We start from the raw sequence: 19,957 nt of genomic DNA, 5'->3' as shown, positions 1-19,957 counted from the left end.
AGGCCCGCTCTCATCCCCAATCCTGTTTGGCTTGCCGGAGGGGATTGGGGCCGCTGGTGCGCCCTACGGTGCGGTCTTAGGGAAACCAGGGTTATCAGGAGCCTGATTGGGTCTTATTTCCCCTTGGTGCGCCCGAAGTGGATACCGCGATCGCGGTGTCTGAACCGTTTGTCTGACGGCTCCACGGCTTTGAGAACCGGTTCGTTGTGGGGATGGCCTTCCGGCAATGGTTTGTGGGTGCTCATGACACGTCCTCCCCCTTCAGGATAGAGGCTATGGGTAGGTGCCCTAGGTCAACACATCACTCAATCAACGATGCACCCAATGACCATTCAGGCGCTCTACCTACCTATATTTTCGCATTTATTCCTGGTTTTAGGCAAAGGGTTAGGGCGTGTCATTCATGACCGCCCATCCAGCCAAAAGCCTTGGGCTACAAGCGTTGCCACAAACCAGGCTAGGGCTCTGTAGCGGCCTTGCTCACCCGCCAGGCGGTCTGCCCTCCCAGCTTGCCGGTCTTGGTAAAGACCCAGTTGCCCCGCTGAAACGAGTCGTGGCCCTTGGGGCAGGTGGGGTGCACGCCAATCAGCTGGTGAATCTCTTCGCTGGCCAAAATCCAGCCGCCGGCGCAGGCCTGCTCTAGCACCTCCATGTACCAGAGGGGGTTGACCGGGGGCGGCGGTGTGGCCCGCAGGGTTTCGCTGAGGCGATCGAGTGCCGCTGCGATCGCCTCCATGGCCCGCTGGCTGCCCCCCGGCTCAGCCGCTGCCGCATCGGGGCTGCGCCCTGGGGCGGGCGGGGCTACTAGCGGCTGGGGAGCTGGGGCCGGGGCCAAAGTTTCTGACCACGGATCCTCCAGAGGCGTGGCGGACGGCCCTGAAGGGGGGGACGCTGGCGCGGCAGTAGGTGGCGTTCCAGCGTCTGGCTCAGCCGGGCCGGGCTTGGGCTTGGTCTCAAAGTCGTGTTTTTGCAGCCACAGGTGGCTGAGCTCCGTGGCCCAGCCATAGAGATAGCTCGCCGAGTCTGGATCGCCCTGGGCGGCCAGCTGAGTGGCCACCTGCTGCATGTAGTGAACCAGGCCAGGGCCGATGAGCGCCTCGTGGGCCGCCAGCAGATCTGCCTCAGCGCCCTCGGGGCAGTCTAAAAGGGCTTTGGTGAACTCCAGATAGGCCTGGGTTTGGTCGTCCGCCGCCGGGGCGGAGGGAACGGTTTGCGCCACAAACAGGTGGTGAATTTGCCCCGCCAGATTGTGGAGAAACTTGGCTTCCTGGGCACTGCCCTGGCGCACCAGTTGGGCGGCCACCTGTTCCATAACCTGCACCAGTTCTGGGGTGACTAGCCCTTCGTTCTGGCGCAGCACAATCCACTCTTCTCCCCTGGGGCAGGCCAGCAGTTGTTCGATCAGGCTGAGGTAGCTCCGCAGATGTTGTTGGTTCATGGGGCCATGGCTCCCTCGCGTTAGAGCGTTACCTCTATTTTCTGGCGAATCTGAAGCCGGGGCGATCGCCCGTCACGAAGCGTAATGCCCGGTTGAGCGGTGGTCTTGTTTGCCGAAGCCAACTTGTACCTGCCTGCCCAGGGCAAACTTTAGACTACAGCTTTCGGGATTACTCCCGAAAGAAGTGTTGCTCATCCCATTGCCGGATATGCCTTTGGGCCGCTTGCGGTAGGCAATTGGTAGGACGGTTTATTGAGAGCCGCTATAATCGAGATACAGAAGGGGTTAGAAGGTTTCCTGAACTTCGTTGGGGACGGAGGGGCCGTGGGTTCGCATCCCGCCATCCCGATGTCGAGGTCAAGATGTTCGTGGGCGAAGCCTTCGCCGTGGGCCTCAGCAGCGACTGCTGGGCGACTTACGGGCCGCAAGCCGTTGCCGCCCAGCAGAAGTCTTGGGCGCACTTACTTGGAGCGATAATTAAAGGCATTAACCACCTCTCGCTTCCAGAGCCCGCCCTGGCTAGACCACTACCCTGGTAGATCGAGCCAGCGATGGCCCCACCGACGTTCTGACCTTGCTGGGTCAAAGGAGGCAGCTTGAGCACCCGTCCCCAGCCCCCCATTGTTGCTCTCGATCTGCTCGACACCGATTACGCCAAAATTGTCGCTGGCGAGCCTATCCCCCAGGCCAAAAAAGATCGCCTTTCCCAAGACAGCTATGATTTCACCCGGTTAGGGCAGCATATTGCCCGCTACCGCTACGGCGGGCTCGACGATCAGGGCCGCGACGATATTCTCTGTACCCTGGGCCATACTGCCGGGCTCTTTACCCTGGCGGATATGGAAGACATGAACGATCGCCTCCGTCAGACGGGCCGCTTTTACCTCACCCCCGGCGAACGCCAGCAGGTGATCAACTGGCTCGCCGATGAGCTGGGAATTGACCTCACCCTTGACTAAATCCAGCGGATGAAGGGAGGGGCCGACAGATTAGTGCTGCATTGGCTGAGAAATTCGCTACCCTAAGTGGTCGTAATCGTGCGGGACGGCCAGGGAAATGACGACCATAGGATGTGTTGGCGGCAGTGTGGCGAGTCTTTTGCTGGGGCTGGTGTTAGTCGGAAGTGGGGATCTGGCTATGGCCAAATCCTTCAACCTAGACCCCAGCTACGACGGCCCTAGCCTCAAGCAAAACCGATCGCAGACCTATACCAACGCCATGCTGGCGGCCTACGGTGCTGCCGAGCGGCAAGACTACCACACGGCGCTGATCAACTTTCGCCGCGCCCTGGCCGCTCGACCGGGCGATCGCTATGCTACCGCTGGCATTCGCAATATGGAGAGCTACATTGCCCGCGATCGCCGCGAAGCCGCCAAGCAGGCCGAGATCGTCGAGCGCCAGGCCACTCTGGCTGAGGCCGTGGCCGCCAGCGACTGGGCCTGTGCGGCGGCTTCGGTCGATCGACTGGTGGTGCTAATGCCGCCCGATTCTGCCGATCGCGCTCGTCTGATCGCCTACCGGGGCGAGCTCACCGGCTTCATTCAGGCCAGAAGCAATCTTGAGCAGTGGTCTACGGTCTGCCCAGGAGGGCAGGTTTAGATTAGGCCAGCTAGCGGGGGAGGCTCATCATAGCAAGGCATAATATCAGTTGGTCTACCACCGTTTGTTTCGCCCCGCCCTATGAACTATTTGGTTGCCGTTTTAGACAATCGCATCAAGGCTGAAGAGGCCTACAGTGCTCTGGAGCAGGCTAGCCTGCCCAAAGACGATATCGACATTCTAGGCAAAGGCTTCAAAACCCCCGACGAGTATGGCCTGATCAACCCCGCCGATCAAGCCTGGAAGCAGGTTCGCCTGATGATGGTGTGGCTGGTGCCCTTTGGGTTTGGGGCCGGGTTTGTGTTTGATCAAATCACCGGCCTCGAAACCTTTGCCTGGACGGGGCAGCTGGGAAATCAGCTGATCGGCGGGCTGCTGGGGGCCATTTCTGGGGCCATGGGTGCCTTTTTTATCGGTGGCGGGGTGGGCATTGCCGTCGGCAGCGGCGATGCTCTCTCCTATCGCAATCGCCTGAGCGAAGGTAAATTTTTAGTGGTAGTGCGCGGCTCTGAATCTGTAATCCGCCAGGCGACCCCTATTCTGCGGCAGTTTCGCCCCGAGGCCATCCAGGGCTATTCGGGCAGCTGAGCAGAGGGGTGCCTATTTCTCCTGAGCCTGTTATACCTTCCCCCTTCAACGGTTCGCTGCCCTATGTCTTCTCGCTCTGCCGCCCTCCGCTACTACATTTTTACGCGGCTGCTGCTAGCTCCTCTGATGGTTTTAACCATCACTACGGTGGTGTTTTTGCTGCTGCGGGCGACCCCAGGTGACCCTGTAGATGCGCTGCTGGGGGCGCGGGCCCCCCTAGAGGCTAAGGATGCCCTGCGGGTGCAGCTGGGTCTTGATCAGCCGTTGGTGGTGCAGTACCTCAGCTACCTCGGCAATCTGCTGCGCCTCGATCTGGGTACCTCCCTCGCTACCCGAGGGCAGACGGTGTGGCAGATTATTCAGGCTCACTTTCCAGCCACGGTAGAGCTGACGGTGTGCGGTATGGTGGTGGCCACGGTGGTGGGGGTGGGGGTCGGTGCCCTGGCGGCATCGCGACCCAACTCGCCCATTGATGCCGGGGGGCGGCTGTTTGGCATCATCACCTACGCCATTCCAATGTATTGGTTTGGCATGATTTTGCAGCTGATCTTTGCGGTACAGCTGCGCTGGTTTCCCATCGGCACCCGCTACCCGCTGCGGGCCACCCCTCCGTCGGGGCCAACGGGGCTATACCTGGTTGATAGCCTACTGTCCTTTGACTTTAGTGCTTTTGCCACCACCCTCTACCATCTGGCTCTGCCCAGCCTCACCCTAGGCATTCTCATCAGCGGTGTGTTTGAGCGCATGGTGCGGGTCAATCTCCGGCAAACCCTGGCCGCCGACTACATCGAGGCAGCCAGGGCGCGGGGCATTCCTGAGCGTCGAATCGTCCTGGTACATGCTCTAAAAAATGCCATGATTCCAGTGATTACGATTTTGGGGTTGACCTTCGCCGCCATGCTGGGGGGCGCGGTGCTGACGGAGGTGACTTTTTCCTGGCCGGGGCTGGCAAACCGGCTCTACGAAGCGATTTCCCAGCGCGACTACCCGGTGGTACAGGGGCTGATGGTGTTTTTTGCCACCATTGTGGCCTTTATCAGCATTGCGATCGACATTTTGAATGCCTACGTCGACCCGCGCATTCGCTACTAGGGGACTGTTAACGTTAAAAATTGGGGTGACGGCCGAGCAAAACTCCGTTATCTCCAGCAAGATTGCCTATATGTATCGGGAACCGTCTCCTCTTGGGGATGGGTGCCTGAAGGTAGGGGTGGGTTTTAGCGTCCAAGTTGACCCACCCCTACCCCTCCCAGGAGGGGATTTCTCGTCACGAGCCTGCTACCCTGGCGGCGGTGACGGCGGCCAATAGGTCTGCATGTACAGCCTTAGAGCAGCCGATTACCATGCCGGGCCGTAGGTAGTCGGTGCAGGCGTGCAGGGGCGGCAGCGGTTCCCCGCTGAAGGTGGTGACGACGAACCCCATTTCCTGGGCCATAAAGGCCAGGGCGGCCCCGTCGATAAACTGCCCCCGAGCCAGTATCGCCCCGGCTAGATCGCCGCTGAGCAGCCCGTTGAAGTTGGGAATTTGGGTCTCTTTAGAGTAGGCAGTTTTGGTGTGGTAGACCCGGTAGCGATCGCCAATGTGCGGCACCACAGCCCCCATCTGCCAGCCCAGACAGATCGCTGGAGTGGGGGTGTCGACCCTAATCTGGGTGCAGGCCTCTAGGGATTGCTCAAGCGTGCCTTTGAAGGTGCCCTGGCCCCGCAGGGCGTAGTAGTAGAGGTCTTGGCCGGGAGTAATGGCGATCGCCCCCTCATACTCATCCGCATTGAGAATGGCCAAAATAATCTGATAGTTGGAGTGGCCATCCAGATAAAACTGAGTGCCATCGATGGGGTCAAGGGTAATCAGGTAGTCGCCTGCTGGCCCCAGATCAATGGCGCGAAAGTACTTGGTGTTGTAGGTCTGCTCGTACTCTTCACCGTAGAACCGCATTTGGGGAAACAGCCCCAGCAGCACTACCTCCATCATGGTTTGAATGGATAAATCGGCATCGCTCAGGGCTGAAGAAAAGAAATTGTCGCCCTTACCCTCTTTGTCGGGCTGGGCCGCAATCTGGGCCTGAATCTGCTGGGCATAGGCTCCAGCCGTTTTTAGATAGGGCAACAGGGCTGCGAGAATCTCCCGAGGAGTCGTTGGGGATAGCATGGTGTAACCATTTAGGGGCAGAGCAATCTTAATTTAGGCGGTAGGGGCGCAGGGCCTGCGCCCTTTGGAGAGATCCTAAATTTTGGGCATTAATTTTGGGCATTTTCGTTGTCAGCGGCCCGCAAACAAAGGCTAACCCGCCCCTGCTCCTCCCAAGAGGGGAAAACCAAAAACAGGGCTCCCTCAACGAAGAAGCCCTGTTTTATCAATCTATAGCCTGTTCCCTAGAAAACAGAACTGGGGTGACTAGACCGCAGCGACGGTGGAGACTTTGGCATCGAGTTCGCCCTTGGCGTACTTGACAGCGTAGACTTCCACAGGCTCTTGCTTGATCTTGCTAGCCTGACCGGCGGTGCCAAAGGCGTCGTAGCGCTCGGCGCACACTTCGGTCATATACTTCATCGAGGGCTTCATGAAGTGGCGAGGATCAAAGTTAGACGGATCTTTGAAAGCCGCTTCGCGGATCGCAGCGGTGATCGCCAGACGGTTGTCGGTGTCAATATTCACCTTGCGCACGCCGCTCTTGATGCCCTTCTGAATTTCTTCGATGGGCACGCCGTAGGTCTCAGGGATATTGCCGCCGTACTCGTTGATCATATCGAGCCACTTTTGGGGCACAGAAGATGACCCGTGCATGACCAGGTGGGTGTTGGGCAGGCGGCGGTGAATCTCTTCGATGCGGCTGATGGCCAGAATTTCGCCAGTGGGCTTGCGGGTAAACTTGTAGGCCCCGTGGCTGGTGCCGATCGCAACGGCCAGAGCATCTACCTGGGTGGCTTCCACAAACTGCACCGCTTCGTCGGGGTCAGTCAGCAGCTGGTCGTGGCTGAGGGTGCCCTCAAAGCCGTGGCCGTCTTCCGCTTCGCCTGCGCCGGTTTCGAGGGAGCCGAGGCAGCCCAGCTCGCCTTCCACGCTGCAACCGATGGAGTGGGCTACTTTAACCACTTCACCGGTAACGGCGGCGTTGTACTCAAAGCTAGCGGGGGTCTTGGCGTCAGCTTCTAAAGAGCCGTCCATCATGACGCTGGTGAAGCCGTTGCGCAGGGCCGAGTAGCAGGTGGCGGGGGAGTTGCCGTGGTCTTGGTGCATCACCACGGGAATGTGGGGGTAGGTTTCGACCGCAGCCAGCACCAGGTGACGCAGAAAGTTTTCGCCAGCGTAGGAGCGAGCACCGCGAGAAGCCTGCAAAATCACGGGGCTGTCGGTGTCATCCGCCGCCTTCATGATGGCTAGAATTTGCTCCAGGTTGTTTACGTTATAAGCCGGGATGCCGTAGCCATTCTCAGCGGCGTGATCCAACAGTAATCTCAGTGAGACAAGCGCCATAAAAATCCTCCTAGTGTGTTCTCGCCGTTAGGCCTTGAGACGTTTGAGTAGGTAGCCTTACTTATCAATCTTAGGATAGATCGATGATCTATAACGAAATGTTCGGACAAGCTAAAACTAAGCTTAAAAGAACTCCCCACCCAGCCGGAATGTGTACATTCCATTACTCTGCCCCATCATAGATCACTGGGGGGCACAGTCCGTGGGTTGCATGATTCCAGAAAAGTAAATCTGGTCTAAATAAATGGGTCGCCTGGGATTCGAACCCAGGACCAATCGGTTAAAAGCCGAGTGCTCTACCGCTGAGCTAGCGACCCCCTTGCGGGGAAAGTGGTGCGTGGTTGTTAACCGGGCACGGCTTATAAACATAGCATAAGAAAATCACATTTTTGAAGCGATGCTGAAAAAAAAACTAACAATTACCTCTGCGTTAACCTTCTGGACGAGGTTGGGACTAGACCTCGTCCAGAAGGAAAGCTGATTTTCTCTCGCTTTAGCGGCTTGCCCAGAGCGATCATTGGCCTGCAAAGCCGCCTGACAAACTAAAGCATTGGCCTAGAGAAGGTTCACATCAGTGCCGAGGGCTGCGATCGCCCCTGCACCCATGCTGTCATCCCAGGTTTATAGATTACAGAACGTAACCGATCGCTTGTGTTCGCCCCCAAAGAAAGCTTTAGTTTAATGAAGCTTCATTTTTAGCAATCCCTTCAGGCCATGTTCCCCACCCACCGCCCTCGCCGTCTGCGCCAGCACCCCCAGCTTCGCCGCATGGTGCAAGAGACCGTCGTCACCCAGGCCGATCTGGTCTACCCGCTGTTTGCGGTGCCTGGGGAGAGCTTTGCCAAGGAAGTTTCCTCCATGCCGGGGGTTTACCAGCTTTCTATCGACAAAATTGTGGAGGAGGCCAAGGAAGTTTACGACCTGGGCATTCCCGCTATCATTCTCTTTGGCATTCCCGCCGACAAAGACACCGACGCTACGGGAGCCTGGCACGACTGCGGCATTGTGCAAAAGGCGACTGAGGCCGTCAAGGCGGCGGTGCCCGACCTGCTGGTAATTGTCGATACCTGCCTGTGCGAGTACACCAGCCACGGCCACTGCGGCTATTTAGAAACTGGCGACCTGACCGGGCGGGTGCTCAACGACCCCACCCTGGAGCTGCTGAAAAAAACCGCTGTGGCCCAGGTGAAAGCTGGGGCCGACATCATCGCGCCCTCGGGCATGATGGATGGCTTTGTGCAGGCGATTCGCAGCGGGCTAGATGCGGCGGGCTTTATCGATACGCCGATTCTCTCCTACGCGGCTAAGTACGCCTCGGCCTACTACGGGCCATTTAGAGATGCGGCGGAAAGTGCGCCCCAGTTTGGCGATCGCCGCACTTACCAGATGGATCCGGCCAACGGCACCGAAGCCCTCAAAGAAATCGAGCTAGACATCGCCGAAGGCGCCGACATGCTGATGGTCAAGCCCGCCCTGGCCTACATGGATATCATCTGGCGGGTGAAGCAGGCCACCAACCTGCCCGTGGCCGCCTACAACGTGTCGGGTGAATACTCGATGGTGAAGGCCGCTGCTCTCAACGGCTGGGTCGACGAGCAAAAACTGGTGATGGAGACCATGACCAGCTTTAAGCGATCGGGAGCCGACATGATCTTGACCTATCACGCCAAAGACGTGGCCCGCTGGATTGGTTAGGGTTCCATAGTCCCTGTCTCCCGGCTGTGACTACTTCTGCTCCCACTGGTCTTTCATCCGCTGAATGCGCTCTAGCAGCGTTTCGTTAGACATCCGCGAGTTTAGCCTTTCTACCAGTAGTGGAAAGGCTAAGGGAGAAGGGCGGGGAGTCTCTTTCCATACCACAGAGCGGCGATCGAGGCGGTTCAAAGTCTGGGTAAGGCGGTGGGTTTCGAGCTGATCTTGCAGCACCTCGCGCTCGGCCTGCTTGAGCAAAAGATTCTCAGGCTCGTATTTGCTGAACACGTCGTAGAGCAGCGAAGTGCTGACTTGCAGCTGGCTAGAGGTTTTGCGCGACCCTGGATAGCCCTTAAACACCAGCCCCGCCACCTGAGCGACACCGCGAAACTTACGCTGGGTTAGCTCTGAGATATTCAAGCTGGCGCGAATGTCAGTTTCTAGATTTTCCAGGCTAAAGAATTCGCTAGAAAATAACTCCCGATAGGGATAGCCCTTGGGGCCAAGAATCTCAAAGCCGTAGTCGTTGACCGAAATAGTGAAGGTGGCGGTCTTTTGCTTAGCAAAACGGTAGCCCCAGAGAAAGCCCAGCCCCTCGTGGACAAAGCGCCCCTCAAAGGGGAACACGTAGAGGTGCTGGCCCTCGCGGGTCTTGCAGCTTTCGACCAGCAGCTCGTCGGCGCTGGGCAGGGTAGAGAGCCGCTGCTGGGCTGCGAGAATGGGCGCGATGGTGAGAATTTCGTCATTGGGGAGATCTCCCCTGCCTCCCTTGGTGAGGGGTGGATCAGAGGGCGTTTCTACAGTTAGGGATTGGGGAGATTCGGTGTCTGTAAGCGCAGGGTGTGGATCCCCCCTGCCCCCCTTAAAAAGTGGGGTGCCGGAGGACATTCCTAGGGCTGGGGATTGGGGGGATCGGGGCTTGTCAGCGATGGATTTCTCTGGTTTTAGAGAAGCCGCACCGTTGGAGGTGGTGAGGATCGTTCGCACCCGCTCTACCTCGCGCCGTAGATGGTGGCTGAGGGTATCAGAAATGGCCAACTGCCCGCCCCCCCAGCTGGGGGTGACGGTCGATTTTTTGCGGGTGCCCTTGACGTAGAGCACCATATCTTTGAGTTGAAAGTACTCTAGCTGCCGCCCGGCGAAGAAAAACACGTCCCCTTTCTTTAGCCGCGAGACAAAAGATTCTTCTACGGTGCCGATCGCCTTGCGGTTGGTGTAGACAATCTTGATCGGGGTATTGCTGGTGATGGTGCCAATGCCCATGCGGTGGGTGCGGGCCAGCTTAGCGTCGCTAATGTTGTACAAACCATCCTCTAGCACCACCTTTTTGTAGCGGGGATAAGCCCCTAGGCACTGCCCCCCTTTTTCGATGAACTCTAAAATCCACTGATATTCTTCATCGGTGAGGTTGGTATAAGCGACGGTCTGCCGCAGGTGGCTAAGCGTTTTTTGCGGGTCAAAGCCATCGCCGCAGGCGAGGGTGACCAAGTGCTGCACCAGCACATCGTAGGGCTTGTACTGAGGGCGGCGGGTTTCCATATCGCCCTGCTCTAGCCCCCGACGAAAGGCAGAAATTTCAAGCAGCTCTAGGGCGTTGGTGGGCAAGAAAAATACCTCTGAGGTGCCTTCGGGCACGTGGGCGCTGCGCCCTGCCCGCTGCAACAGCCGAGCCAGATTCTTGGCGCTGCCGATCTGCACCACCCGCTCTACGGGCTGAAAATCGACCCCCAGATCGAGCGATGAGGTACAGACTACCCAACGAATGTCGCCGGATTTTACCCCCGCCTCGATCGCTTCCCGCTCCTTTACATCAATGGAGCCGTGGTGCAGGGCAATTTTGTTCTCGTGCTCTGGCAGGGCAAAGTGCAGCGCCTGGTACCACCGCTCGGCCTGGTTGCGGGTGTTGGTGAAAATGAGGGTAGATTTCTCAATGTCGAGCGCGGCCACGAGGGCATCAAGCATGCGCAGCCCCAGGTGCCCCGCCCAGGGAAAGGTATCTACCGACTCGGGGCGAATGCTGCTGATCACTGTGTCGCGCTTTAGGGTTGAGCGAATGATTACCGGTTCGATGCCCAGCCCCACGGCGGTTTGGGCCGCTTCTGCGAGGTTGCCCAGGGTGGCGGAGATGGCCCAGGTGCGGAGGGCCGGACGGAGCGATCGCAGATGGCCCAAACACAGCTCTGTCTGGGTGCCCCGCTTCGAGCTCATCAGCTCGTGCCACTCGTCGAGAATCACGGCCTGCAAATGGCCAAACCGTTTGGCCCCGTCTTTGTAGGACAGCATCACCGCCAGCGACTCTGGCGTGGTGATCAAAATATTGGGCATGGTCTTGAGCTGCTTGGTCTTGCGCGCGGAGCTGGTATCGCCCGTGCGCGACTCGACGGTGATGTTCCAGTTCATCGCCTCAATGGGCGCTTTGATCGCCTGCTCAATGTCTCTCGACAGGGCGCGCAGGGGGGTAATGTAGAGCAGCTGCAAGCCTTCCAGAGGGGCGGCGAGCATGTCGGCCACTGGCCCCATGACCACCGCATAGGTTTTGCCCGACCCCGTGGGCACCTGCACCAGCCCGCTGCGGCCTGCCAAGTAGGCGGCCCAGGTCTCGGCCTGAAATGCCAGGGGCTGCCAGCCTCGGGTTGCGAAGTAGTCAAAGATAGGAACTAGGCGCTGATCAGCCGTCACAGAGGGTGCCTAAGGTCGGAGTTAGCCTATCTATTGTAAGGAGTTGTAGTGAGCCAGCTTGGAGCTGATACCCCGCAACCCTTTCGCCAGCGATCGCCGATATCCTTTACCATCCAGAGAAGGCTATTATTCTCACCTGACCTCTTACCATGACTACTCCCTACGCCCACCGCCGTCAGCGTGTAATGGATCTCATCGGCAGCGGCACTGCGATTTTCGCCAGTGCCCCCCCGGCGGTGATGCACAACGATGTCGACTACCCCTTTCGCCAGGACAGCAACTTTTACTACCTGACGGGGTTTAACGAGCCGGGGGCGGTGGCGGTGCTGGCCCCCCACCACGACGAGCACAAGTTTGTGCTGTTCGTGCGGCCCAAAGACCCTGAAAAAGAGACCTGGTCGGGCTACCGAGTGGGGGTAGAGCTGGCCAAGGAGCAGTTTGGGGCCGATGCGGTCTACCCGATCGCCGAACTGGACGAGCACCTGCCCAAGTATCTGGAAAAGGCCGATCGCCTCTACTACCACTTTGGCCACGACGAACCGCTGAACCAGCGCATGCTGAAGCACTGGCAGCGGCTGCTGGCCACCTACTATAAGCGCGGCACTGGCCCGGTGGCGATCGAAGACGCCGCGCTGATGATGCAGACCCTGCGACGGGTCAAGTCGGAGGAAGAACTGGATTCGTTGAGAAGGGCGATCGCGATCGCGGCCAAGGCCCACAACCACGCCCTTGAGATCGCTCGTCCCGGTCGCTACGAGTACGAGATTCAGGCCGAGATGGAGCATATCTTTCGCCTAGAGGGGGCGATGGGGCCAGCCTACGGCTCAATTGTCGCCTCGGGGGCTAACGCCTGCATTCTGCACTACGTCGAAAACAACTGCCAGATGCAAGACGGCGACCTGCTGCTGATCGATGCTGGCTGCGCGGTGGATTACTACAATGCCGACATTACCCGCACCTTTCCGGTGGGGGGGCGCTTTAGCGATGAGCAGCGGATTTTGTATGAGCTGGTGCTGGAGGCGCAGTTGAGGGCGATCGCCGCCGTTAAACCTGGTGCTCCCTTTAATGAATTCCACGATGCTGCCACCCGCACCATTACCGAGGGTCTGGTGGAGTTGGGTCTATTGGCGGGCAATGTGGATACATTGATCGAAGAGAAGAAGCACAAGGCCTTTTTCATGCATGGCACCGGTCACTTCCTCGGACTAGATGTCCACGACGCGGGCATTCTCCGCAACGCCGACAAAACCTGGAAACCCTTTGAAGTGGGCAATGTCGTCACGGTCGAGCCGGGCATTTACATCTCCCCTACCTACGAACCCGTCGAGGGTCAGCCCCCGATCGACGATCGCTGGCGGGGCATCGGCATTCGCATCGAAGATGACGTGCTGGTGAGTGACAGCGGTTGCGAGGTACTGACTGCGGCTGTGCCCAAAGCACTGGATGATATGGAACGTTAAGGAATTTGAAAAATCTATGATCGGTACTCAATCGACTGCAAAAACTGTGTTCTTGCTGGTTTCTATGGTGGGCTGGCTGCTAGTAGGGGCAGCGCTGATGTATCTCTTTCCGGCGATCGCCGACGGGCTGGTCGGCAGCGATCTCACTCACCTCTGGATAACCAATCTGGCCCGCAGTGGCTACAACCCCGCCCTCGGCTGGATCGGAGGCGGCATCGTTCTCGCGGTGACGGTAGCGGGCAACTGGGTCTGGTACCAATACTTTGACGGCAAGCACTAGAATTCTGCCGTAGAAACCCATAGCCCTAAATTTAAAGCAGCTGTTGCTTGATCACCCAGCCCAGCACAAATCCCAAAATGAGGTGATAGGGCATCAGCCACAGCACAATGGGGTAGTGGGCAAAGAAAAACAACACCAGCAGCAGTGGGTAAAAGCCAATCAGGGAAAGGGCGATTCCGGAACGGATCGCTTCGCGAATCGCGATCGCCAGATTCTGCGCGTAGAACCGCAGCCCAAAAGGCACAATCGCAAACTCCCGCAGAATATTTGGCTGCTTGAGTAGACCCTGCACGTAGCGGTCTTGAAAGAAAAACGAGATCGCGTTGATCAGCACCGCCGCTGCCAGCAGCACCAGCACCGCCTGCCCAAAGGGTGCTCCGTTGGCATAGGCCTTGGGCAAACTCCACCGCCAGGCCAAGCCGAGGATGGTAATGCCAGCCAAGAGCACCACCAGTAACCCGTAGTAGAGCCGAAACTGCTTGAGAATAGCCTGCTGAGCTACAGGGGTAAGGGATATTTGCTCGGTCATGGGGCACACCTGTCATGCGATCGCTCAAAGACTTTGCCAGAGTAGCGGATTTTGCAGCTGAGAATACTGTGGAATCTGCAGGAGAAGTTCTTTGGGCAATTTGCGCAGCAATCCGTTTTGGAATCGGCAAAATAGTGCCTATCCTCTGCTAAGATATAAAACTGCAAACGCAGCACGGGCGATTAGCTCAGTTGGTAGAGCGCCTGCCTTACAAGCAGGATGTCACTGGTTCGAGTCCAGTATCGCCCATACAGGAAACCTAAGCCCTCAGGCCTCTTCAGGCGGTTGCTTCAAGCATCGCCAGAACTGACTGAATGGGGCTGAACTAGAATAAACGGAGGCATTTCTAGATCAAAATTAGATCAGGAGCTAGCTCGCCATGGGACGAAAAGCGCTGACAGTGGACGCGGCCAATCAACGGCTGGAGGCGGCTCAGATGGGGCTGAGGCTTTACCAGCGTGGCGAGAAGCTTTCGCTGCGGGGCACCCTCCCACCCCGACCAGACAGCAAGGTAACTCGGCCCAAGCAGCAGTTCATCACCTTGGGAGTCTATGCCAACCCTGCGGGTATCGAATATGCCGAGGCAGAGGCCTTTCGCCTGGGGGCGCTGCTTGCTCAGAAGCGCTTTGACTGGCGCGAAGTTGAGCCTGACACCAAAGAGAACAGCGAAACCTGCCAGGCCTGGATCAATCGCTTTCAGCAGGATTGGCAAAAGCAGCAGGAGGGCGATGAAGAAGCCATTGCCCTGCGTTGGCGAGAACAGTTTTGGTACCCGGCCTTCAAATGGCTACCACCAGCGGCGAAATTAACATCCCATCTTTTGGATGACGTGGTGGATCGGTGGAAGCCCAATAGCCGCAGTCGCCAGGTCGCCTGCCAAAAGCTCCAGCGGTTGGCCGACTTTGCCGGTATAGAGTCCAAGGTGCGCGATCGCCAGGGCGACTACCGGCTCAGCAACGTCGAGCGCATCATTCCTAACGACGACGAGATCATTGCCGCTATCGACGGTATGAAAAACAAATCATGGCAGTGGGTCGCTGCGATGATGGCCACCTACAACCTCAGAGACCACGAAGCCTTTCTTTGTGAGGTGGAGTGGCGTGAGTACGACGGCCAGCGGTGGCTGGTGGCCCTAGTGCCCGATGGCACTAAAACCGGGAAGCGCGAGACCTTTCCATTACCGCCAGAGTGGGTTGACCGCTGGCAACTGTGGGAGGTGCGCCGACCCGCCGTGACGGCTCGCATGAATAAGGACTACGGCGATCGCACGTCTACGGCTTTTCAACGGGCTAAGATGCCCTTTCCACCCTATAGCCTGCGTCACGCCTGGAGTTTGAGAGCTGCTCTGTGGCTGGAGCTGCCAACGGCGGTGGCCTCACAGTTTATGGGGCACAACCCCAACGTCAACCTGGGCACCTACCAAAAGCACATTTCTAAGGAGCGAGCCGCCCAGACCTATTTTGCCGCTCTGAAGAAAAAGCAGGCGGGTTAAGGGCTGATCAGCCTCGCTTGCTGGCCATGGTGCGATCGCGGAGCTGACACTTCTCGATATCGGCATACCAGTCTGGGCGACGGGAATCGGGCGATCGGCGATCAACAATCTCTTTATTCACCCGGTAGTGGCCAGACCGCACCTTGTAGAGACAGGCATCATAATTCGGGTAACCCAGAATTTGCCAAGCCTTGTTGAGCTTTACCAGCTTAGGCACATCCACCTCGCCATTCAGGCGTTGCCTCAGCTCTCGAAGATTGCCTTCGATCAAGTCAAGGCGGGCGTTAAGCCGTTCAAATAGCGCTTCCAAAAGGTCATGGGTGTCCATCGTTGCATCTCCAAAACCGATCCACACAAAGCTCTTAGCCGCCTGGGCAAATCGATCCCAGCCGCCCGAATTTGGCTTTCCGACGGTCAAAAGGCAAAGAATTTGATAGACACACACCTTGATGAGAGCATCTTAGGATGAATCATTCGCTGCTAGCTGAGTCCATGCTGACTAATTCATAAAACTTAGCAGTAGAAGCGCACGGCTAGAGTTTTTAGATTGTTGGCCCTGAAAGAAAAGCCTTCAGCAATCAGCAATGCTGGAACATGGTCGATAGGAAGAATGCATTCTAGACCTAACAGGCATTAGATCAGCATGTACTGGTGTTGCAGTGTAAAATTGTCTTGATAGGTGACTAATCATAGTTATCTACCCAAGGTGCTGATCACGATTGAACCATATAGGCTGAGTTTTGACCTATGCCCCGAGGACGAAGCCCTTCCCCAAGCCCAGATCCTGCAAACCCTGATAAAAAGTCTCGGGTGCGCTTCATTTTTGAGCCCGATCGCACCTCTCCCAACGGCATCACCTACTCCTGGCTGATCCACGAGACCTACAACGGCAAAGAGAAAGCGGCTACGGCGACCCGTGCCTTTTGGCTGCCCTTCGCCTACCGGCAATCGGGAAACCACTCCGAGGGAGAGCTACGCGATCTGGCGCAGCAATCGATCTGGCAGATGGAAGCCCAGATTCAGCACTTACGCGAGGAATTTGATTTGGGGATGGCTCGATCCGGTAGCACCGAATTGGTAGGCACGCCTGATGCGGAGAATCTATCAGCAGAGGCAGACACTATGCTGGTACAGCCCGTGACCGTTGCCACTCCATCGGCTGACTTGCTCGACGAGTTCACGGACGCCCTATGACTGAGCCACAATTGCCGAAGGAGCCCGAGACGGAGAAAGGACGATTGATGCGTCAGCAATACCTGGCGCTGGCCAAGGCTTCTCTTAAGGATGCCAAGGACTACGAGAGTCTCTACACCCGCTACAGCGATAACCCCGCGTCAGCCCGATTAGATCAGGAGGTAGCTAGAGCGGCGCTACAGACCGGCAAGGCTCCCCGACAGGTAATTCAGCTGCTGGCCCAGGGGCCATTTACCCAGCAGCAGATTTTGGGGTTGTCTGATGAAGAAAAGAAAGAAGCGTTACCCAAACTACTTCAGTACGCCCAGACGACTGTGGATAGCCTTCAGCAGCAGCGCTACCTGGAGTATGCCTGCTCGGTGACGGGGAAAATCCAGAGTTATCCCGATCTCTATAGAGACTATGTGAGCAGCGATCTCACCGGCATTCAGTTGGATCAGAAGGTGACGGCGGCGGCGCTGGGGGCTGGGGAATCAGGAGAAGCGGTAGCGACGCTGCTGCACCAGGGGCCATATGCCCGATTCCAGCAAGATGTGCAGGGGGTGGCCCCGCAAACGATTGAGCAGTACGCCCGAGGGACGGTGGCCCAGGTGCAGGCGATTCAGGCACTCCAGGTAGGGCAGCCGAGGCGGATGCCGACTCGCAATAGGGGGATGGAAGCCTAGGGAATGGCAGAACGTCGGCTGGGGAAGTATTTGACGCTGAAGGAATTCTGCACCTGCACGCAGATCTACCAGCGGTTTGCTGACCAGATTGACCCGTTTCCCAAGAATCTGGAGGAGACGTTACCAGCCTTGGAGGCTCTGTGTCAGCACATCATCGACCCGGTAATTGATGGGTTTGGGCGGGAGCGCTTCCAGCTTACCTATGGCTTTTGCTCAATGGATCTGAAGCGGTGGCTGGCGAGAAAAGACCCGCTGACGGGGAAGAAGCACGGTATCGCTACCCCTAGCCTGGATCAGCACATGGCCCATGAGGTGAATCGGAAAGGGCGGTACTATTGCGATCGCCTCGGTGCCGCCTGCGATTTTCGTATCCTCGACCTGCCCAGCGATGTCCTGGTGGACTGAATTCTGGCCCAGAGACTGCCCTTTGACTCGCTCTATTTCTATGGCCCAAATCGCCCCATCCACATCAGCTACGGCCCCCAGCACAAGCGCGATATTTGGGCCTTTACCGACCAGGGGACACCGACGCGGTACCGTCCTGATTAGTCATAATTCAACCAAATGCCGCTCAATTTGCCAGAGCTGATCAGCCGTGAGCCACTCCGACTGAAACTTAAGCAGGTCAATGCGGCAGTCGGCACTGGGCTGTTAAGAGGTGATGAACTGAAAACCTTGCATTGTGAGGAGTTCGCGGGTTGAGAGTGGACGCTCACAATAGCCCATGAGCATCGCAGGTGTCGTCTTCTTGCCCAGTCCCCAGTGTGGTCGCACCCAGTTATGGATCAATCGTTGGATGTTCAAAGCCCGCTGTAACCCCTGCACTCGTTTGGCGTAAAGATTCTGTCGTCTACGATAGGCACTTGCCCGTCGCCGCAATGCACTATTTTGCGCCTCGTTATGGTTAGCATGTACCTCACTCATTGCGCTGATGGCCGTGAAGGGATGTTCCGCTTTGACCCACGCTACTCGTCGCTGTCCTTGAGACCCTTTAATTTTCATGGCCACTTCCAATCCCTGCCGCCACACTTTTCGTTTGCCATAGCCTGGAGTTGTCTCACGATGCGGGAGGAACACACTCGCCAGGGGCCATAACGCCTGACCATAGCGCCGCTCACCATCGGTGAACCAGCGAATAAACTGCGCGGGTTCAGCCCACTGCCAAGCCTGCACGGTTCCTTGCTCAAACAACTGCTGGTCTTTCAGGCCTGCTTGGGCGGCTATCCAGTAGCGACTTCTGCGCTCAATAAAGTGAATGGTCCAGCCTTCAGACTCACTGGGGGGGAAGGTTCTCGCCCACGCGAGTGTAGACTTCATCTCCTTCGACGGTAATGTCACTCCTCTCAGGGGCAGGAGGTGACCAAGAGTCGACTTGCTCAGACAATCGCGCTTCCCAGCGAGTTATGGTGCGATGAGACTTGCCGAAGGAGCGACCCGTCGCCCGCAGCCCCAACCCTTCTGTGCGCACATTCAAAGCCGCAGAGACGATGGCGGCAGGCACCCGTAACCGGGCCATCGGGGTATTGGTATGTTCGTTAAATCGCTTGTCACAGTCACGGCACAGATATCGTTGTCGAGGTGGTTGCCCCTTCAATATGGCCGTGCCGTTTCTCACAGTGCGTTCACTCTGGCAGTGTGGGCATTTCATGGGCTAGAACTCAAATACCGTATATATTCTAGCCATCACCCGTTAGAGAACCAGTGCCCGAAGCACAACAGCCGTGGACTAGAGATAGGCGATTGAATGGGCTATGGAGCCTTTTAGTTTTGAATTATTGCCGAGGCGGGTGGAACGATCGCCCTCTATAAAGCCTATGGTGCAGTAGCATAGCGATCGAGCCGCCTGGCGGGTTTTGCCGAGGTTGCTCGACCTATTGGGGGAACCACCATGCCGCATCTCTGGCCGCCGCTGAGTCTGGACGATTGGCAAGATACCTGCACCACGTTGCACCTGTGGACGCAGATTGTGGGCAAAATCCGCCTGGTGCAAACGCCATGGATCAACCACTCGTGGCATGTGCCGCTGTACCTAACGGCGCGGGGGCTGACGACGAGCACCATTCCCCACGATGACCAGATTTTTCAGATCGACTTCGACTTTTTTGACCACCAGCTGCGCATTGTCACCAGTGCAGGGCAGGAGCGAATGGTGGCGCTGCGACCTCGCTCGGTGGCGGACTTTTACGAAATGGTGATGGCGGCATTGGGGGAGTTGGGGATTACCGTGCGCATCCACACCACACCGAACGAAATCCCAGACGCGATACCTTTCGAGCAGGATGACACCCATGGGGCCTACGATGCCGAGGCCGCCCAGCGGTTTTGGCGGGTGCTGTTGCAATCTGATCGTGTCTTTCGTGAGTTTCGCTCCCATTTTTGCGGCAAGGTCAGCCCGGTGCATTTTTTCTGGGGCAGCTTTGATCTGGCGGTGACGCGCTTTTCGGGGCGGTCTGCGCCGCCGCATCCGGGGGGTGTGCCTAACCTGCCGGACGATGTGGCTCAGGAGGCTTACTGCCAGGAGGTCAGTAGTGCTGGATTTTGGCCGGGTACTGGACTGGGCTACCCGGCGTTTTATTCCTACGCCTATCCGGTGCCGGAGGGGTTTAAAGACGCCACTGTGCAGCCGGAGGCGGCGTTTTTCCATGAAGGATTGGGGGAGTTTGTCTTGCCCTACGAGGCGGTGCGCGAGGCTGCTGACCCTGACCAGGCGTTGCTGGGGTTTTTGCACAGCACCTATGAGGCTGCTGCTGAACTGGCGGGATGGGATGTCGCTGGACTGAAGCAGACCTGGTTTAAGTAGGGGCGGTTGGCACGGATGGCTTTTGGTGGCGATCTGCCAGAGTTGTCGGTAAGAGCGTAGCGCAAG

Annotated in this window: 18 protein-coding genes, 2 tRNA genes and 1 pseudogene; 13 read left to right on the top strand and 8 right to left on the bottom strand. The window is 57.6% G+C overall.

Annotated features, from left to right (window positions below; translation table 11 throughout):
* Nucleotides 1-457: 457 nt before the first annotated feature.
* Nucleotides 458-1,438, bottom strand: a complete 981-nt coding sequence (locus tag AC0QKW_RS01740; protein ID WP_473149340.1) for a hypothetical protein — start codon at nt 1,436-1,438, stop codon at nt 458-460.
* 596 nt (nt 1,439-2,034) lie between these two features.
* On the opposite strand from AC0QKW_RS01740, the gene AC0QKW_RS01735 reads away from it, so the two are divergent.
* The 4 genes from AC0QKW_RS01735 (at nt 2,035) to AC0QKW_RS01720 (ending at nt 4,717) form a co-directional block, all read left to right on the top strand.
* A complete protein-coding gene (locus AC0QKW_RS01735; RefSeq protein WP_473149339.1) occupies nt 2,035-2,397 on the top strand; it encodes a hypothetical protein in 363 nt (120 codons plus the stop codon).
* Between the two features lie 97 nt (nt 2,398-2,494).
* Nucleotides 2,495-3,037, top strand: a complete 543-nt coding sequence (locus AC0QKW_RS01730) for a hypothetical protein (RefSeq protein WP_473149338.1) — start codon at nt 2,495-2,497, stop codon at nt 3,035-3,037.
* Between the two features lie 81 nt (nt 3,038-3,118).
* Nucleotides 3,119-3,625: a hypothetical protein gene (locus AC0QKW_RS01725; RefSeq protein ID WP_473149337.1), complete on the top strand. Its 507-nt coding sequence runs from the start codon at nt 3,119-3,121 to the stop codon at nt 3,623-3,625.
* A gap of 63 nt (nt 3,626-3,688) precedes the next feature.
* A complete protein-coding gene (locus AC0QKW_RS01720; RefSeq protein WP_473149336.1) occupies nt 3,689-4,717 on the top strand; it encodes an ABC transporter permease in 1,029 nt (342 codons plus the stop codon).
* 175 nt (nt 4,718-4,892) lie between these two features.
* Here AC0QKW_RS01720 and AC0QKW_RS01715 read toward each other — a convergent pair whose 3' ends face one another.
* From AC0QKW_RS01715 to AC0QKW_RS01705, 3 genes are all read right to left on the bottom strand, one after another.
* Nucleotides 4,893-5,774: an inositol monophosphatase family protein gene (locus AC0QKW_RS01715; protein WP_473149335.1), complete on the bottom strand. Its 882-nt coding sequence runs from the start codon at nt 5,772-5,774 to the stop codon at nt 4,893-4,895.
* Between the two features lie 246 nt (nt 5,775-6,020).
* Nucleotides 6,021-7,100 (bottom strand): class II fructose-bisphosphate aldolase, encoded by a 1,080-nt coding sequence (gene fba, locus AC0QKW_RS01710; protein ID WP_473149334.1) that lies wholly within the window; start codon nt 7,098-7,100, stop codon nt 6,021-6,023.
* A 245-nt stretch (nt 7,101-7,345) separates the two neighbouring features.
* Nucleotides 7,346-7,417, bottom strand: a tRNA-Lys gene (locus AC0QKW_RS01705).
* Between the two features lie 397 nt (nt 7,418-7,814).
* Here AC0QKW_RS01705 and hemB point away from each other — a divergent pair.
* Nucleotides 7,815-8,795 (top strand): porphobilinogen synthase, encoded by a 981-nt coding sequence (gene hemB, locus AC0QKW_RS01700; protein ID WP_473149333.1) that lies wholly within the window; start codon nt 7,815-7,817, stop codon nt 8,793-8,795.
* 30 nt (nt 8,796-8,825) lie between these two features.
* Here the strand turns inward: hemB and AC0QKW_RS01695 are convergent, their stop codons facing one another.
* The gene (locus tag AC0QKW_RS01695) at nt 8,826-11,471 is read right to left on the bottom strand and encodes a ligase-associated DNA damage response DEXH box helicase (protein WP_473149332.1); all 2,646 of its coding nucleotides are present in this window, start codon (nt 11,469-11,471) and stop codon (nt 8,826-8,828) included.
* A 149-nt stretch (nt 11,472-11,620) separates the two neighbouring features.
* Between AC0QKW_RS01695 and AC0QKW_RS01690 the strand changes: the two genes are divergently transcribed.
* Together AC0QKW_RS01690 and AC0QKW_RS01685 are read left to right on the top strand one after the other, a co-directional pair.
* Entirely contained in the window at nt 11,621-12,931 is a 1,311-nt protein-coding gene (locus tag AC0QKW_RS01690) for an aminopeptidase P N-terminal domain-containing protein (RefSeq protein ID WP_473149331.1), read from the top strand.
* Between the two features lie 46 nt (nt 12,932-12,977).
* Nucleotides 12,978-13,211 (top strand): hypothetical protein, encoded by a 234-nt coding sequence (locus AC0QKW_RS01685; protein ID WP_473149330.1) that lies wholly within the window; start codon nt 12,978-12,980, stop codon nt 13,209-13,211.
* Nucleotides 13,212-13,242: 31 nt separating this feature from the next.
* On the opposite strand, the gene AC0QKW_RS01680 is transcribed toward AC0QKW_RS01685, so the two are convergent.
* Nucleotides 13,243-13,740: a hypothetical protein gene (locus tag AC0QKW_RS01680; protein ID WP_473149329.1), complete on the bottom strand. Its 498-nt coding sequence runs from the start codon at nt 13,738-13,740 to the stop codon at nt 13,243-13,245.
* A gap of 176 nt (nt 13,741-13,916) precedes the next feature.
* On the opposite strand from AC0QKW_RS01680, the gene AC0QKW_RS01675 reads away from it, so the two are divergent.
* Together AC0QKW_RS01675 and AC0QKW_RS01670 are read left to right on the top strand one after the other, a co-directional pair.
* A tRNA-Val gene (locus AC0QKW_RS01675) sits at nt 13,917-13,989 on the top strand.
* A 130-nt stretch (nt 13,990-14,119) separates the two neighbouring features.
* Nucleotides 14,120-15,232, top strand: coding sequence for a site-specific integrase (locus AC0QKW_RS01670; RefSeq protein WP_473149328.1), 1,113 nt, complete (start codon nt 14,120-14,122; stop codon nt 15,230-15,232).
* A gap of 7 nt (nt 15,233-15,239) precedes the next feature.
* On the opposite strand, the gene AC0QKW_RS01665 is transcribed toward AC0QKW_RS01670, so the two are convergent.
* Complete coding sequence (locus AC0QKW_RS01665; RefSeq protein ID WP_473149327.1) at nt 15,240-15,560, bottom strand: hypothetical protein; 321 nt, start codon at nt 15,558-15,560, stop codon at nt 15,240-15,242.
* Between the two features lie 419 nt (nt 15,561-15,979).
* Between AC0QKW_RS01665 and AC0QKW_RS01660 the strand changes: the two genes are divergently transcribed.
* The 3 genes and pseudogenes from AC0QKW_RS01660 (at nt 15,980) to AC0QKW_RS01650 (ending at nt 17,640) form a co-directional block, all read left to right on the top strand.
* A complete protein-coding gene (locus AC0QKW_RS01660; RefSeq protein WP_473149326.1) occupies nt 15,980-16,426 on the top strand; it encodes a hypothetical protein in 447 nt (148 codons plus the stop codon).
* Nucleotides 16,423-17,091 carry a hypothetical protein gene (locus AC0QKW_RS01655; RefSeq protein ID WP_473149325.1) on the top strand — a complete coding sequence of 223 codons (669 nt, stop codon included), beginning with the start codon at nt 16,423-16,425 and terminating at the stop codon, nt 17,089-17,091. Before AC0QKW_RS01660 ends, AC0QKW_RS01655 begins: the two co-directional genes overlap by 4 nt.
* A 3-nt stretch (nt 17,092-17,094) precedes the next feature.
* A pseudogene (locus tag AC0QKW_RS01650) lies at nt 17,095-17,640 on the top strand (hypothetical protein).
* Between the two features lie 102 nt (nt 17,641-17,742).
* On the opposite strand, the gene AC0QKW_RS01645 reads toward AC0QKW_RS01650, so the two are convergent.
* A protein-coding gene (locus AC0QKW_RS01645; protein WP_473149324.1) for a transposase occupies nt 17,743-18,739 on the bottom strand; the annotation gives its coding sequence in 2 pieces (ribosomal slippage) (nt 17,743-18,366 and nt 18,368-18,739; 996 coding nt in all).
* Between the two features lie 240 nt (nt 18,740-18,979).
* Between AC0QKW_RS01645 and AC0QKW_RS01640 the strand changes: the two genes are divergently transcribed.
* A complete protein-coding gene (locus tag AC0QKW_RS01640; protein ID WP_473149323.1) occupies nt 18,980-19,891 on the top strand; it encodes a DUF5996 family protein in 912 nt (303 codons plus the stop codon).
* The last annotated feature ends 66 nt before the right edge of the window (nt 19,892-19,957 follow it).

The sequence above is a fragment of the Pseudanabaena sp. PCC 9330 genome, assembly GCF_055795045.1.
The sequence above is the reverse complement of the archived record's forward strand: the minus strand, read 5'-3'. Positions and strand labels throughout refer to the sequence as shown.